The organism is Burkholderia sp. BCC1999 (assembly GCF_905339975.1).
In the GTDB taxonomy this organism is placed as follows: Bacteria; Pseudomonadota; Gammaproteobacteria; order Burkholderiales; family Burkholderiaceae; genus Burkholderia.
This window is the reverse complement of sequence record NZ_CAJPHP010000007.1, coordinates 65,177-80,199: the sequence shown is the minus strand read 5'-3', so window position 1 is coordinate 80,199 and position 15,023 is coordinate 65,177. Positions and strand designations below refer to the sequence as shown.

Here is a 15,023-nt window from a genome sequence, read left to right as displayed (position 1 = left end):
AACGATGATTGCGCGCCCATGAACGAGCTGGAATACGTGCCGGTTCCGGCATTCGAAGACAACTATATCTGGCTCGTCTCGGACGGCCGCGATGCAATCGCCGTCGATCCGGGTGAAGCCGCGCCCGTACGCCGGGTTCTTGCCGAACGAGGCTGGCGGTTGACCGCTATTTTACTCACGCACCACCACGCCGACCACGTCGGCGGTGTCGATGCGCTGCGCAATAGCCAACCGGCCGATGTGCCGCTCGCCGTTTACGGCCCCGCGGCCGAGGCGATCGGCGTGGTCACGCGGCCGCTGACGGGCGGCGATCGCGTGACGCTCGACGCACCGGCCGTCGCATTCGACGTGCTCGACGTGCCCGGTCACACGCGCGGCCACATCGCCTATTTCCAGGCGGCCGGGCCGCGCAACGCGGCGCCGCACGTGTTCTGCGGCGACACGCTGTTCTCGTGCGGCTGCGGCCGCCTGTTCGAAGGCACGCCCGCGCAGATGCTCGCGTCGCTCGACGCGCTCGCGGCGCTGCCGGGCGACACGCGCGTGCATTGTGCACACGAATACACGCTGTCCAATATTCGCTTCGCGCTCGCATGCGAGCCCGGCAATGCGGCGCTCGCCGCGTGGCGCGACGAAGCACAGGCGCTGCGCGCGCGGGGCGTGCCGACGCTGCCCACTACGATTGCTCACGAGCGTGCCGTTAACCCGTTCATGCGGGCCGACAGCGCGGCGATTCATGCCACGCTCGAGGCCGAGCTGCACGAAACAGTGCCGGATCGTCTGGCGGCATTCACGCTGATGCGCGAGTGGAAAAACCGGTTCCGATGACGATTTCCGGAGGACTCCAAAGCTCAAGCGGTGTCTGTAAAAATTGCTCCAAATGTAGGATTTCGCTGAGTTTTCGGTGTTTTTATTGACGTGAAGCACGCACTTCCGTAGTATCGCCTGCAATTTCCAGCCGTCGGAAGCCGAGATTTTCATGCGACTTATATTGAGTGCGATGGTGGTCCTGCTACTCGCCGCTTGTGCGAGCCAGGCCCCTGTCGCCAACAACGCCGCCGATTCGCAGGCGACGTCCAACTACCTCCGTAAATCAGCCACCGCGAAAGAAACTGTCGATGTCGACAAGCAATCCGTCGGCGACCTGACCAGTGCCGACTCCGATCTGTGGGGGCGCATTCGCCGCGGCTTCCAGATGCCCGACCTGCAGAGCGACCTCGTCGACATGCAGACGACCTGGTACACGCAGCGTCCCGATTACGTGCAGCGCATGACCGAGCGCTCGCAGAAGTACCTGTATCACATCGTCGAGGAGCTCGAGGCGCGTCACATGCCGACCGAGCTCGCGCTGCTGCCGTTCATCGAGTCGGCGTACAACCCGCAGGCGCTGTCGGTCGCGAAGGCGGCCGGCATGTGGCAGTTCATGCCCGGCACCGGCCGCACGTACAACCTGAAGCGCAACATGTGGCAGGACGAGCGCCGCGACGTGCTCGCGTCGACGAGCGCCGCGCTCGACTACCTGTCGCGCCTGCATGACATGTTCGGCGACTGGTATCTGGCGCTGGCCGCGTACAACTGGGGCGAGGGCAACGTGCAGCGCGCGATCGCGCGCAACCAGGCGGCCGGTCTGCCGACCGACTACCAAAGCCTGCGGATGCCGAACGAGACACGCAACTACGTGCCGAAGCTGCAGGCGGTGAAGAACATCATCGCGAGCCCGCAGCAGTATGGCCTGACGCTGCCGGAGATCCCGAACCACCCGTATTTCGTGACGGTCACGACGTCGCGCGACATCGACGTCGCGGTGGCGGCAAAGCTCGCGAACCTGCCGCTCGACGAATTCCGCTCGCTGAACCCGTCGTTCTCGAAGCCGGTGATCCTCGGCGCGACGGAGCCGCAGATCCTGCTGCCGTTCGACAATGCGTCGGCGTTCGAGAAGAACCTGAAGGCCTACAACGGCCAACTGTCGACGTGGACCACCTATACGGTCAGCGAGCGTGCGCGCCCGGCCGCGATCGCCGAGAAGATCGGCGTCGACGCCGATACGCTGATGTCGGTCAACAAGATTCCGGCCGGCATGCGCCTGAAGCCGGGCTCGACGATCGTCGTGCCGCGCGGCGATGACGACGACGAGGACATCAGCGCCGACGTCGCCGAGAACGGCGCGCTTGCGATGGAACCCGATGTACCCGACACCCGCAAGATGCTGATCCGCGTGCGCCGCAAGCAGTCGATGGCGGCGATCGCCGGCCGCTACGGCGTGTCGGTCGGCCAGCTCAAGGCGTGGAACCGCACGCACCGCGATCTCGCGATGCCGGGTCAGGCGCTCGTGCTGCACGTGCCGGTCGGCCGTTCGGTGCCGGCGGAGCCCGGTCCGGAACGGATCGCGACGTCGGCCGGCGGGGCGCACATCGAGCGTGCGAGCCTCGCGGTGGGCGGCAAGTCGCACGGCGCGAAGCGCGGTGCGGCGAAGCCGGCCGCCAAATCGGCGAAGGCGGCGCCTGCGAAGGCTGCTCCGGCCAAGGCCGCTGCGCACAAGGGCAAGAAGAAGTAACGCAGTCGCGAGCGCATCGCGCGGCCTGCCCGGTTCGTGCGATTGCGTTATCATCCGACGAAATGCGACGAAACGCCGTCACCGAGGTGACGGCGTTTTTGTTTGTGCGCGGCGCGGGGGCGCTGCCGTGACTGTCTTCATATAACAAGGGGAAGTGATGTCGTCGGTGCAGGTGAGGGTGCTCGCGCTGTTTTCGGTCGGGTATTTCGTGTCGTATGTGTTCCGCGGCGTCAATCTGGGCTTCGCGCCGTTCGTCACGCATGAGCTCGGGCTGTCGGCCGCCGATCTCGGCCTGCTGACCAGTCTCTATTTCCTCGGCTTCGCGGGCGCGCAGATTCCGGCCGGTGTGATGCTCGACCACTTCGGCCCGCGCCGCGTGACGGCCGGCATGCTGTTGTTCGCGGCCGCCGGCGCGGCCGTGTTCGGCGCCGCGCATAGCCTCGGCACGATGATGGCCGGCCGGCTGCTGATCGGTGTCGGCGTATCGGTGTGTCTCGGCGCGGCGTTCAAGGCGCTCGCGCAGCATTTCCCGGTCGGCCGGCTGCCGCTCGTCAACGGTCTGGTGATGGCCGTCGGCGGCCTCGGTGGCGTGATGGTCGGCTCGCCGCTGACCTGGCTGCTCGGCTGGACGAGCTGGCGCGCGATCTGTTTCGGCCTCGCGGTGCTGACGGTGGTCGTCGCGGCGTCGATCGGCTTCGGCGCGCCCGAAGCGACGCAGGCGCGCCACCAGGGCGGGATCGTCAGCCAGTTCAAGGGCACCTGGCACATCCTGAGCAGTCGCGCGTTCTGGAAGATCTCGTCGTTTTCCGTCGTCACGCAGGGCGTGTTCTACGCGATGCAGTCGCTATGGGTCGGGCCGTACCTGCGCGATGTCGCGGGGTTCGATGCGCCGCATGCCGCGCGTCTCGTGTCGGTGCTCGGCTTCGCGATGATGGCCGGCTGCGTCGGCTTCGGCGCGGCGGCGCGCGTGCTCGAGCGGCGCGGCGTGTCGGTCTACGCGTTCTGCGGCGTCGGGATGGCGCTGTTCGTCGCGACGCAGGTCGCGATCGTCGCGGGCGTGCCGCTGCCGCCGGCTCTGTTGTGGGCGGCTTACGGGATATTCGGTGGCGTCGGCATCCTGACCTACGCGGTGATGGCCGGACACTTCCCCGCCCATCTGATCGGCCGCGCGAACACGACGCTCACGCTCGTGATCTTCCTGCTGATCTTCGCGTTCCAGATCGGCGTCGGCGCGGTGCTGTCGCACTGGCCGGCGGTCGACGGGCGTTATCCTGCCGCCGCGCACTTCACCGCATGGGGTGTGCTGCTCGCGCTGCAGCTTGCGAGCGCGGTCTGGTACGTGTGGCCCGCGCGCGGCGCTGGCCAAGCGCACTGATCCGGCGGTACGCTGACGGGTAGGGCGGCCGCGGAAACGGGGCCGCAGCACGTTGCGCCGCGCGTCGCGTGCACGATCGGACGGCCATATCGATTGAAGATAGGGCCATTTTCAGGCTATAATTTGAAAGTTTGTGCTGATCAACCTCGCACCCTAGCGCCTACCTCATTCATCCCGTTCATCCGCCGCACGCCGCCTGCCGGGCGATGCCGCGAAGCCTCGTGCGCCACGCGCCGGGTTCGCGGCTCGACAACGCAGACCGCGTCCAGCAAGCGACCACGCGCGCCCACGCAGCGCGGCGCTCGCGCGGCAGGGTAAACAGGTCGGCAGCAGGGTGTTCCCCAAGGAGCCTCCCGTGTTGCCGTCTTTTACTCCCGCCTTGCTTGCACTCGCCGACGGCACGGTCTTTCGTGGTTATTCGATCGGGGCCGAAGGCCACACGATCGGCGAAGTCGTGTTCAATACCGCGATCACCGGCTATCAGGAAATCCTGACTGATCCGAGCTACTCGCGCCAGATCGTCACGCTCACCTATCCGCATATCGGCAACGTCGGCGTCAACGCCGAAGACGTCGAAGCCACGAAAGTCCATGCCGCCGGCCTGATCATCCGTGATCTGCCCACGCTCGCATCGAACTTCCGCATGGACCGCACGCTCGGCGACTACCTGCGCGACGAAGGCGTCGTCGCGATCGCCGGCATCGATACCCGCAAGCTGACCCGCATCCTGCGCGACAAGGGCGCGCAGAACGGCTGCATCCTGACGGGCTCGGACGACGAAGCGCAGGCGATCGAGCTCGCGCGCTCGTTCCCGGGCCTCGCGGGCATGGATCTCGCGAAAGTCGTGTCGACCACGAAGCCGTTCGAATGGAAGCAGACCGAATGGCGCCTCGAAGGCGGCTACGGCATGCAGGAAGCGCCGAAGTACCGCGTCGTCGCCTACGATTTCGGCGTCAAGTACAACATCCTGCGCATGCTCGCGGAGCGTGGCTGCCACGTGACGGTGCTGCCGGCACAGGCGAGCGCGGAAGATGCGCTCGCGCTGAATCCGGACGGCATCTTCCTGTCGAACGGCCCCGGCGATCCGGAGCCGTGCGATTACGCGATCGCGGCCACGAAGCAGTTCATCGAGCGTGGCGTGCCGACCTTCGGCATCTGCCTCGGCCACCAGATCATGGGCCTCGCGGTCGGCGCGAAGACGCTGAAGATGAAGACGGGCCACCACGGTGCGAACCATCCGGTGAAGGATCTGGGCGACGGTCGTGTCGTGATCACGTCGCAGAACCACGGCTTCGCGGTCGACGCCGATTCGCTGCCGGCCAACGCGCGCGTGACGCACGTGTCGCTGTTCGACGGCACGCTGCAAGGCTTCGAGCTGACCGACAAGCCGGCCTTCTGCTTCCAGGGCCACCCGGAAGCGTCGCCCGGCCCGCACGACATCGGCTACCTGTTCGACCGTTTCACCGCGCTGATGGACGCGGCGAAGCAGCGCAACGCTTAAGTCACTGACGCAACCGAAGGACGGGAGATTCACATCATGTTCGGCCACGCACTCGGCATCACGGATATCTGGACCTACGTGTTCGGCGTGATTTTCATCATCCTGCTGCCGGGGCCGAACTCGATGTACGTGCTGTCGCTCGCGGCGCAGCGCGGCGTGAAGGCCGGCTATCGCGCGGCCTGCGGCGTATTCGTCGGCGATACGGTGCTGATGGTGCTGTCCGCCGCGGGCGTCGCGTCGCTGCTGAAGGCGAACCCGCTGCTGTTCTCCGTCGTCAAGTACGGCGGCGCCGCGTATCTGCTCTACATCGGCACGGGCATGCTGCGCAGCGCGTGGCAGAAGCTGCGCGCGCCGGCGAATGCGCCGGCCGAGACAGCGCCCGCGGTGGACGGCGAGCGGCCGTTCCGCAAGGCGCTGATCGTGAGCCTGCTGAATCCGAAGGCGATCCTGTTCTTCATCTCGTTCTTCATCCAGTTCGTCGACCCGGCATTTCCGCATCCCGCGCTGTCGTTCGTCGTGCTCGGGGCGATCGCGCAATGCGCGAGCTTCCTGTACCTGAGCACGCTGATCTTCGCGGGCGCGCGGCTCGCCGAGCATTTTCGCCGCCGCCGCAAGCTTGCGGCAGGCGCGGCGAGCAGCGTGGGCGGCCTGTTCATCGGTTTCTCGGTGAAGCTTGCGCTCGCGACCATGAGCTGAGCGCTGCCGGCCGACCCACGACAACGATTACTTATTGAATTCACAAGCCATGCCAAAACGCACAGACATCAAGAGCATCCTCATCATCGGCGCCGGCCCGATCATCATCGGCCAGGCGTGCGAGTTCGACTATTCGGGCGCGCAGGCTTGCAAGGCGTTGCGTGAGGAGGGCTACAAGGTCGTTCTCGTCAACAGCAACCCGGCGACGATCATGACCGACCCGAACACGGCCGACGTGACCTACATCGAGCCGATCACGTGGGAAGTCGTCGCACGCATCATCGAGAAGGAGCGCCCGGACGCGATCCTGCCGACGATGGGCGGCCAGACCGCGCTGAACTGCGCGCTCGACCTGCACCACCACGGCGTGCTCGAAAAGTTCGGCGTCGAGCTGATCGGCGCATCGCCGGAAGCGATCGACAAGGCGGAAGACCGCCAGAAGTTCAAGGAAGCGATGACCAAGATCGGTCTCGGTTCCGCGAAGTCGGGCATCGCGCACTCGATGGAAGAGGCGACCAAGGTGCAAGCCGAGATCATGGCTGAGACGGGCGGCAGCGGCTACCCGGTCGTGATCCGTCCGTCGTTCACGCTCGGCGGCTCGGGCGGCGGCATTGCATACAACCGCGAAGAGTTCGAGGAGATCTGCAAGCGCGGTCTGGATCTCTCGCCCACGCGCGAGCTGCTGATCGAAGAGTCGCTGCTCGGCTGGAAGGAATACGAGATGGAAGTCGTGCGCGACCGCGCCGACAACTGCATCATCGTCTGCTCGATCGAAAACCTCGACCCGATGGGCGTGCACACCGGCGACTCGATCACGGTCGCACCGGCGCAGACGCTCACCGACAAGGAATACCAGATCCTGCGTAACGCATCGCTCGCGGTGCTGCGCGAGATCGGCGTCGACACGGGCGGCTCGAACGTGCAGTTCTCGATCAACCCGAAGGACGGCCGCATGGTCGTCATCGAAATGAACCCGCGCGTGTCGCGTTCGTCGGCGCTCGCGTCGAAGGCGACGGGCTTCCCGATCGCGAAGGTTGCCGCGAAGCTGGCGGTCGGCTACACGCTCGACGAGCTGAAGAACGAAATCACCGGCGGCCAGACGCCGGCATCGTTCGAGCCGACGATCGACTACGTCGTCACGAAGATCCCGCGCTTCGCGTTCGAGAAATTCCGCGAAGCCGATTCGCGCCTGACGACGCAGATGAAGTCGGTCGGCGAAGTGATGGCGATCGGCCGCACGTTCCAGGAATCGTTCCAGAAGGCGCTGCGCGGCCTCGAAGTGGGCGTCGACGGTCTCGACGAGAAGTCGACCAACCGCGATGAAATCGCGATCGAGATCCACGAGCCGGGCCCGGACCGCATCTGGTATGTCGGCGATGCATTCCGCATCGGCATGACGGCCGCGGAAATCTTCGCGGAAACCGCGATCGACCCGTGGTTCCTCGAGCAGATCGAGCAGATCATCCTGAAGGAAAAGGCGCTGTCGGGCCGTACGCTCGCGTCGCTGTCGTTCGACGAGCTGCGCTACGTGAAGCAGAGCGGTTTCTCCGACCGCCGCCTCGCGAAGCTGCTCGGCACGACGCCGGAAGACGTCCGCAAGCGCCGCGTCGAACTGAACGTGCGCCCGGTCTACAAGCGCGTCGACACCTGCGCAGCCGAGTTCGCGACGAAAACGGCGTACATGTACTCGACCTACGAGGAAGAGTGCGAGGCGCAGCCGACCACGAACAAGAAGATCATGGTGCTGGGCGGCGGCCCGAACCGGATCGGCCAGGGTATCGAGTTCGACTACTGCTGCGTGCACGCGGCGCTCGCGATGCGCGAGGACGGTTACGAAACGATCATGGTCAACTGCAACCCGGAAACGGTGTCGACCGACTACGACACGTCCGATCGCCTGTACTTCGAACCGCTGACGCTCGAAGACGTGCTCGAAATCGTCGACAAGGAAAAGCCGGTCGGCGTGATCGTCCAGTACGGTGGCCAGACGCCGCTGAAGCTCGCGCTCGATCTCGAAGCGCACGGTGTGCCGATCGTCGGCACGTCGCCGGACATGATCGACGCGGCCGAAGACCGCGAACGGTTCCAGAAGCTGCTGCAGGACCTCGGCCTGCGCCAGCCGCCGAACCGCACCGCGCGCGCGGAAGACGAAGCGCTCAAGCTCGCCGAGGAAATCGGCTATCCGCTGGTCGTGCGTCCGTCGTACGTGCTGGGCGGCCGCGCGATGGAAATCGTCCACGAGCCGCGTGACCTCGAGCGCTACATGCGCGAGGCCGTGAAGGTGTCGAACGATTCGCCGGTGCTGCTCGACCGCTTCCTGAACGACGCGATCGAGTGCGACGTCGACTGCATCTGCGACGGCGAAGCCGTGTTCATCGGCGGCGTGATGGAGCACATCGAGCAGGCGGGCGTTCACTCGGGCGACTCGGCATGCTCGCTGCCGCCGTACTCGCTGTCGAAGGAAACCGTCGCCGAGCTGAAGCGCCAGACGGGCGCGATGGCGAAGGCGCTGAACGTGGTCGGCCTGATGAACGTGCAGTTCGCGATCCAGCAGGTGCCGCAGGCGGACGGTTCGAAGCTGGACATCATCTACGTGCTGGAAGTGAACCCGCGCGCGTCGCGCACGGTGCCGTACGTGTCGAAGGCGACCAGCCTGCCGCTCGCGAAGATCGCGGCGCGCGCGATGGTCGGCCAGAAGCTCGCGCAGCAGGGCGTGACGAAGGAAGTCGAGCCGCCGTACTTCAGCGTGAAGGAAGCGGTGTTCCCGTTCGTCAAGTTCCCGACCGTCGATCCGGTCCTCGGGCCTGAGATGCGTTCGACCGGCGAAGTGATGGGCGTCGGCCAGACGTTCGGCGAAGCGCTGTTCAAGTCGCAGCTCGCGGCCGGTTCGCGCCTGCCGGAGTCGGGCACGGTGCTGCTGACCGTGATGGATGCCGACAAGCCGAAGGCCGTCGAAGTCGCGCGCATGCTGCACGACCTCGGCTACCCGATCGTCGCGACGAAGGGCACGGCTGCCGCGATCGAAGCGGCCGGCGTGCCGGTGAAGGTCGTGAACAAGGTGAAGGATGGCCGTCCGCACATCGTCGACATGATCAAGAACGGCGAGATCGCCCTCGTGTTCACGACGGTCGACGAGACGCGCCAGGCGATCGCCGATTCGCGTTCGATCCGCATGAGCGCGCAGGCGCACAAGGTCACGTACTACACGACCATGTCCGGCGCGCGCGCGGCCGTCGAAGGCTTGCGCTACCTGAAGGATCTGGAAGTCTATGATTTACAAGGTCTTCACGCTCGCCTAAACTAAGCAGTCAGTTACCTGTCGAAGCAACACGTGCCGCGATTAGGCGGTGTTTCCAGTGCATCGGAAGCGCGCTTAATCGCGGTGATTTTTTTTAAAGCCGTTTTTAGCGATTGAGCCGTTTATGAGCACCATTCCGTTGACAAAGCGTGGCGCAGGGCAACTGCGCGATGAATTGCAGCGCCTCAAGTCCGTCGAGCGGCCGGCCGTGATCAACGCGATCGCGGAGGCCCGCGCACAGGGCGATCTGTCCGAAAACGCCGAATACGATGCCGCGAAGGAAAAGCAGGGCTTCATCGAGGGTCGCATCGCGGAACTCGAATCGAAGCTGTCCGCCGCGCAAGTCATCGATCCCACGGTGCTCGACGCCGATGGCCGCGTGGTGTTTGCCGCGACCGTCGAACTCGAGGATCTCGAATCGGGCGACACCGTCAAGTACCAGATCGTTGGCGACGATGAAGCCGATATCGATCACGGCCTGATCTCGGTCAGCTCGCCGATCGCGCGCGCACTGATCGGCAAGTCCGAAGGCGACGTCGCGGCCGTGCAGGCGCCGAGCGGCGTGCGCGAGTACGAAATCATCTCGGTCAGCTACGTCTGAAGCGGGGCGACGTGATGCCGCATCGCGTGTTCCGTCTGCTGTCGGCCGTGTGGGTCGGCAGCCTGCTGACGATCGGGTATGCGGTCGCGCCCGTATTGTTCAAGACGCTGGAGCGGATGACGGCCGGTTCGGTCGCCGCCCAGCTGTTCCGTATCGAGGCGATCCTCGGTGTCGTATGCGGCGTGCTGCTGCTCGCGTTGTCGAACCAGCAGGTTCGGCGCGGCAGCAGCGAATATCGCCGCGTGCGCTGGGTCATCGCCGCGATGGTCGTGTGTGTGCTGGTCGGGTATTTTGCGCTGCAGCCGTTCATGAACGCGCTGCGGGTGGCCGCGATGGATGCGGGCACCGATATCGCAAACTCGCCGTATGCGAGCCGCTTCGGGATGCTGCACGGCGTCTCGAGCGTGTTCTACCTCGTCGAGAGCGTGCTGGGGCTGATGCTGATCTGGCGTCTGCCGGCGCGCGACGCCTGACGCGCGTGCCGCGCAGGCCCGGTCGATGCCGGGCCCGCGGGCAGGGAAGCGGTACGGCGTAGCCGTGCCGCCCCGATGCTTACTTGTCCTGGAACGGACGCTTCGTGCTGGCCTGGCGCTTCTTGGCGCGCTTCACGTTGCCGCCCGCCGTCACGCGCTCGTTGCCGCGCACGACGACCTTCGTCGGCTTCGGGCGACGCACGGGGCTTGCGTTCGGCGACACCTTGACGACCTTGACGGTGCGCGGTGCACGGCCTTTCTTGTCGTCGACGGCTTCGGCCGCGCTCGGCAGCGTGCCGGCACGACGGCCGCGGGCCGGGGCCGCTGCGGCGGCTTCGGGCTTCCAGATCACCAGCAGCTTGCCGATGTGCTGGATCGGCGCCGCGCTCAGGCGGTCGCAGATCTCGTCGTAGATCGCGACGCGCTCGTCGCGTTCGTCGCCGAACACGCGGATCTTGATCAATTGGTGCGCGTTGAGGTGCACCTTGATTTCTTTCAGCACGGCGTCGGTCAGCCCTTCGGCGCCGATCAGCACGACGGGCTTGAGCGCATGGGCCTGGGAGCGCAGCGCGGAGCGCTCGGCGGGAGAAAGCGAAAGGGCGGGCATGGAAATGTCGAAATCTAAATAAGGGCGCGCTGACTGAATGGCGATCGCGGGAAGTTACCGCGTCAGTCGTGCGCCGAAACCACGTAAAATCGCGGCTTGGGCCTCAAAAGGGGCCGCAGCCGCGCGAAGAAGACGCGTATTATCCGCTAAAAGCGCGGCTTCACGAAGCAAATGGCAGCAATCTCTCTCTCGAATGGCAAAAAACCGCTTCAACCAGCACTGGCTGCACGACCACATCAACGACCCGTACGTCAAAATGGCGCAACGGGAGGGCTATCGCGCGCGTGCCGCGTACAAGCTGAAGGAAATCGACGAGCAGGACAAGCTGATCCGTCCGGGCCAGGTGATCGTCGATCTCGGCGCGACGCCGGGCAGCTGGAGCCAGTATGCCCGCAACAAGCTCGCGCTGGGCAAGAAGCGTGACGCGGAGCGCGAAGGCGGCATCGACGGCACGATCGTGGCGCTCGACATCCTGCCGATGGAGCCGATCGCCGACGTCCACTTCCTCCAGGGCGACTTCCGCGAGGACGCCGTCCTTCACCAACTCGAAGAAGTGCTCGAAGGGCGCTCGGTGGACCTTGTTATTTCCGACATGGCCCCCAACCTCTCCGGCGTGGCCTCGGCGGACGCGGCGCGCATCGAGCATCTGTGCGATCTGGCGCTCGAATTCGCGCAGAATCATCTGAAGCCGGATGGTGCGCTGCTCGTGAAGTGCTTTCACGGCAGCGGCTACAGCCAGATCGTCGAGAAATTCAAGCAGCAGTTTAAGACTGTCGCGCCGCGCAAGCCGAAGGCGTCCCGCGACAAATCGTCCGAAACGTTCATTTTGGGTCGGCATCTGAAGCATCCGCGGTGACGCGGAGCGGGATACCGCAAACGGGCTCCGGCCCTTGCCAGACAAGCGAAGCGCTATCGCGGCGGTTGTCAATGCTTATGGCGAGGGTGGTCGGACTGGATTAGAATGACCGAGGGGCGCCGCAAGGAAAATGTAGGCGCTCGTCTACGAGTGAAGGAGTGGTGCTTTGAACAACAATATGTTTTCGAAGGCAGCGGTGTGGCTGGTGATCGCACTGGTGCTGTTTACGGTGTTCAAGCAGTTCGACAAGCCCCGCGTCCAGGAAGGCGTGTCCTATTCGCAGTTCATGGACGACGCCAAGAACGGCAAGGTCAAGAACGTCATCGTTCAGGGGCGCAACCTCACCGTCACTCCGGCTGATGGCCAGAAATACCAGATCGTGTCGCCCGGCGACATCTGGATGGTCGGCGATCTGATGAAGTACGGCGTGCAAGTCAGCGGCAAGGCCGACGACGAGCCGAACGCGCTGATGTCCGCGCTGTACTACCTCGGGCCGACGATCCTGATCATTGTGTTCTGGTTCTACATGATGAGGCAGATGCAGGGGGGCGGCAAAGGCGGCGCGTTCTCGTTCGGCAAATCGCGTGCGCGGCTGATCGACGAGAACAACAACGCGGTGAACTTCTCCGACGTCGCGGGCTGCGACGAAGCAAAGGAAGAAGTGTCCGAGCTCGTCGACTTCCTGCGTGATCCGCAGAAATTCCAGAAGCTGGGCGGTCGCATTCCGCGCGGCGTGCTGCTCGTCGGCCCGCCGGGTACCGGCAAGACGCTGCTGGCCCGTGCGATCGCGGGTGAAGCGAAGGTGCCGTTCTTCAGCATCTCGGGTTCGGACTTCGTCGAAATGTTCGTCGGCGTCGGCGCGGCCCGTGTGCGCGACATGTTCGAGCAGGCGAAGAAGCACGCACCGTGTATCGTGTTCATCGACGAAATCGACGCGGTCGGTCGCCATCGCGGCGCCGGCATGGGCGGCGGCAACGACGAGCGCGAACAGACGCTGAACCAGATGCTCGTCGAGATGGACGGCTTCGAGGCGAACTCGGGCGTGATCGTGATCGCCGCGACCAACCGTTCCGACGTGCTCGACAAGGCGCTGCTGCGTCCGGGCCGTTTCGACCGCCAGGTCTACGTCGGTCTGCCGGACATCCGCGGCCGCGAACAGATCATGCGCGTGCACCTGCGCAAGGTACCGATCTCGAACGACGTCGATGCGGCAGTCATCGCGCGCGGCACGCCGGGCTTCTCGGGCGCCGATCTCGCGAACCTCGTGAACGAAGCTGCACTGTTCGCCGCACGTCGTGGCAAGCGTATCGTCGAGATGCAGGATTTCGAGGATGCGAAGGACAAGATCTTCATGGGTCCGGAACGCAAGTCGGCCGTGATCCGCGAAGAGGCGAAGCGCGCAACCGCTTACCACGAGTCGGGCCATGCGGTGATCGCGAAGCTGCTGCCGAAGGCCGACCCGGTGCACAAGGTCACGATCATTCCGCGCGGCCGTGCGCTGGGTGTCACGTGGCAGCTGCCGGAGCATGACAACGAGACGTACTCGAAGGACTACCTGATGGACCGCCTCGCGATCCTGTTCGGTGGCCGGGTGGCGGAAGAGTTGTTCATGAACCTCGTCAGCACCGGCGCGTCGGACGACTTCAACAAGGCAACGCAGACGGCGCGTGCGATGGTCGCCCGGTTCGGCATGACCGACGCACTCGGGCCGATGGTCTATGTCGACGACGAGAACGACGCATCGCCGTTCGGCCGTGGCTTCACGCGCACGATTTCGGAAGCGACGCAGCAGAAGGTCGACTCGGAAATCCGCCGCGTGCTCGACGAACAGTACGGCCTTGCGCGCCGCCTGCTCGACGAGAACCGCGACAAGGTCGAAGCGATGACGGCTGCACTGATGGAGTGGGAGACGATCGACGCCGATCAGATCAACGACATCATGGAAGGTCGTCCGCCGCGTTCGCCGAAGAGCTCGCCGGCTGTCGGCGGCGATTCGTCGGGCGGTGGCAGCAGCGCCGAGGTCAAGCCCGGCAACGCGCCGGCTCCGGCTTCGCCGGCGGCGTAATCTCTCCGCTTTAGCACCGTTCACGGGCTGGTGTGGCTTCACACCGGCCCGTTTTGCATTCATCCACGCCAGTCGCTCGTGTCCGATTCCGCAGTTTCCCCGTCCATTCCCGCGCCACTTCAGTGCGGCCGCTTCGAGCTGACGTTCGAACGCCCGCTCGTGATGGGCATCCTCAACGCCACGCCCGATTCGTTCTCCGATGGTGGCCGCTTCCTCGCGCGCGACGATGCACTGCGCCAGGCCGAGCGGATGATCGCCGAAGGCGCGGACCTCCTCGACATCGGCGGCGAATCGACGCGCCCCGGCGCGCCGCCCGTGCCGCTCGACGAGGAGCTCGCACGCGTGATCCCGCTTGTCGAGGCGTTGCGGCCGCTGAACGTGCCGCTGTCGATCGACACCTACAAGCCGGCCGTGATGCGCGCGGCGCTGGCCGCCGGCGCGGATCTGATCAACGACATCTGGGGGTTCCGCCAGCCGGGCGCGATCGACGCGGTGCGCGAGGGCAACAGCGGGCTGTGCGCGATGCACATGCTCGGCGAGCCGCAGACGATGCAGGTTGGCGAGCCGGATTACGGCGACGTCGTGACCGACGTGCGCGACTTTCTCGCCGCGCGCGCACAGGCGCTGCGCGACGCGGGCATTGCGCCGGAACGGATTTGCGTCGATCCCGGTTTCGGGTTCGGCAAGGCGGTCGTCGACGACAACTACGCGCTGCTGGCCGCATTGCCGGACACGGCGCCTGCGCGGCCCGACGGGCGTGCGTATCCGATTCTCGCGGGCATGTCGCGCAAGTCGATGCTCGGCGCGGTGATCGGCGGCAAGCCGCCGATGGAGCGCGTCGCGGCGAGCGTGGCGGCCGCGTTGTGCGCGGTCGAGCGCGGTGCCGCGATCGTGCGCGTGCATGACGTCGCGGCGACGGTCGATGCGCTGAAAATATGGAATGCCGTGCGCGAAGCCGCGCGGCAACGATAAGTCAGAAGACGAAGGAGGAAGATTCGCT

12 protein-coding genes are annotated in these 15,023 nt (G+C 65.4%); 11 read left to right on the top strand and 1 reads right to left on the bottom strand.

Going from position 1 to position 15,023, the window contains the following annotated elements:
• Positions 1–18: 18 nt before the first annotated feature.
• The 8 genes from gloB to U5809_RS11680 all read left to right on the top strand — a co-directional run bounded on the left by gloB (position 19) and on the right by U5809_RS11680 (position 10,495).
• A complete protein-coding gene (gene gloB, locus U5809_RS11715) occupies positions 19–825 on the top strand; it encodes a hydroxyacylglutathione hydrolase (RefSeq protein WP_322086623.1) in 807 nt (268 codons plus the stop codon).
• Between the two features lie 151 nt (positions 826–976).
• Positions 977–2,551, top strand: a complete 1,575-nt coding sequence (locus tag U5809_RS11710) for a transglycosylase SLT domain-containing protein (protein WP_322086622.1) — start codon at positions 977–979, stop codon at positions 2,549–2,551.
• A 157-nt stretch (positions 2,552–2,708) separates the two neighbouring features.
• The gene (locus U5809_RS11705) at positions 2,709–3,926 is read left to right on the top strand and encodes an MFS transporter (protein WP_322086621.1); all 1,218 of its coding nucleotides are present in this window, start codon (positions 2,709–2,711) and stop codon (positions 3,924–3,926) included.
• Between the two features lie 355 nt (positions 3,927–4,281).
• On the top strand, positions 4,282–5,427 hold the full coding sequence (gene carA, locus U5809_RS11700; protein WP_322086620.1) for a glutamine-hydrolyzing carbamoyl-phosphate synthase small subunit: 1,146 nt from the start codon (positions 4,282–4,284) through the stop codon (positions 5,425–5,427).
• 36 nt (positions 5,428–5,463) lie between these two features.
• Positions 5,464–6,123 (top strand): leucine efflux protein LeuE, encoded by a 660-nt coding sequence (gene leuE, locus U5809_RS11695; protein WP_282507182.1) that lies wholly within the window; start codon positions 5,464–5,466, stop codon positions 6,121–6,123.
• Positions 6,124–6,172: 49 nt separating this feature from the next.
• Complete coding sequence (gene carB / locus U5809_RS11690; protein ID WP_322086619.1) at positions 6,173–9,427, top strand: carbamoyl-phosphate synthase large subunit; 3,255 nt, start codon at positions 6,173–6,175, stop codon at positions 9,425–9,427.
• A 118-nt stretch (positions 9,428–9,545) separates the two neighbouring features.
• On the top strand, positions 9,546–10,022 hold the full coding sequence (greA, locus tag U5809_RS11685; protein WP_059235025.1) for a transcription elongation factor GreA: 477 nt from the start codon (positions 9,546–9,548) through the stop codon (positions 10,020–10,022).
• A gap of 14 nt (positions 10,023–10,036) precedes the next feature.
• Positions 10,037–10,495 carry a DUF4149 domain-containing protein gene (locus U5809_RS11680; protein ID WP_322086778.1) on the top strand — a complete coding sequence of 153 codons (459 nt, stop codon included), beginning with the start codon at positions 10,037–10,039 and terminating at the stop codon, positions 10,493–10,495.
• A 79-nt stretch (positions 10,496–10,574) separates the two neighbouring features.
• Here U5809_RS11680 and U5809_RS11675 read toward each other — a convergent pair whose 3' ends face one another.
• On the bottom strand, positions 10,575–11,102 hold the full coding sequence (locus U5809_RS11675) for a YhbY family RNA-binding protein (RefSeq protein ID WP_282507183.1): 528 nt from the start codon (positions 11,100–11,102) through the stop codon (positions 10,575–10,577).
• Between the two features lie 193 nt (positions 11,103–11,295).
• Between U5809_RS11675 and U5809_RS11670 the strand changes: the two genes are divergently transcribed.
• The 3 genes from U5809_RS11670 to folP all read left to right on the top strand — a co-directional run bounded on the left by U5809_RS11670 (position 11,296) and on the right by folP (position 14,995).
• Complete coding sequence (locus U5809_RS11670; protein WP_176047001.1) at positions 11,296–11,958, top strand: RlmE family RNA methyltransferase; 663 nt, start codon at positions 11,296–11,298, stop codon at positions 11,956–11,958.
• Positions 11,959–12,124: 166 nt separating this feature from the next.
• Positions 12,125–14,023: an ATP-dependent zinc metalloprotease FtsH gene (gene ftsH, locus U5809_RS11665; protein ID WP_174951848.1), complete on the top strand. Its 1,899-nt coding sequence runs from the start codon at positions 12,125–12,127 to the stop codon at positions 14,021–14,023.
• 30 nt (positions 14,024–14,053) lie between these two features.
• The gene (gene folP / locus U5809_RS11660; protein WP_282507185.1) at positions 14,054–14,995 is read left to right on the top strand and encodes a dihydropteroate synthase; all 942 of its coding nucleotides are present in this window, start codon (positions 14,054–14,056) and stop codon (positions 14,993–14,995) included.
• The last annotated feature ends 28 nt before the right edge of the window (positions 14,996–15,023 follow it).

Excerpts from the sequence above, each read along its gene's own strand:
- U5809_RS11670 (WP_176047001.1), top strand. The coding sequence starts at position 11,296 with ATGGCAAAAAACCGCTTCAACCAGCACTGGCTGCACGACCACATCAAC.
- U5809_RS11710 (WP_322086622.1), top strand. The coding sequence starts at position 977 with ATGCGACTTATATTGAGTGCGATGGTGGTCCTGCTACTCGCCGCTTGT.
- U5809_RS11675 (WP_282507183.1), bottom strand. The coding sequence starts at position 11,102 with ATGCCCGCCCTTTCGCTTTCTCCCGCCGAGCGCTCCGCGCTGCGCTCC.
- U5809_RS11680 (WP_322086778.1), top strand. The coding sequence starts at position 10,037 with ATGCCGCATCGCGTGTTCCGTCTGCTGTCGGCCGTGTGGGTCGGCAGC.
- leuE (WP_282507182.1), top strand. The coding sequence starts at position 5,464 with ATGTTCGGCCACGCACTCGGCATCACGGATATCTGGACCTACGTGTTC.
- gloB (WP_322086623.1), top strand. The coding sequence starts at position 19 with ATGAACGAGCTGGAATACGTGCCGGTTCCGGCATTCGAAGACAACTAT.
- greA (WP_059235025.1), top strand. The coding sequence starts at position 9,546 with ATGAGCACCATTCCGTTGACAAAGCGTGGCGCAGGGCAACTGCGCGAT.
- U5809_RS11705 (WP_322086621.1), top strand. The coding sequence starts at position 2,709 with ATGTCGTCGGTGCAGGTGAGGGTGCTCGCGCTGTTTTCGGTCGGGTAT.
- carB (WP_322086619.1), top strand. The coding sequence starts at position 6,173 with ATGCCAAAACGCACAGACATCAAGAGCATCCTCATCATCGGCGCCGGC.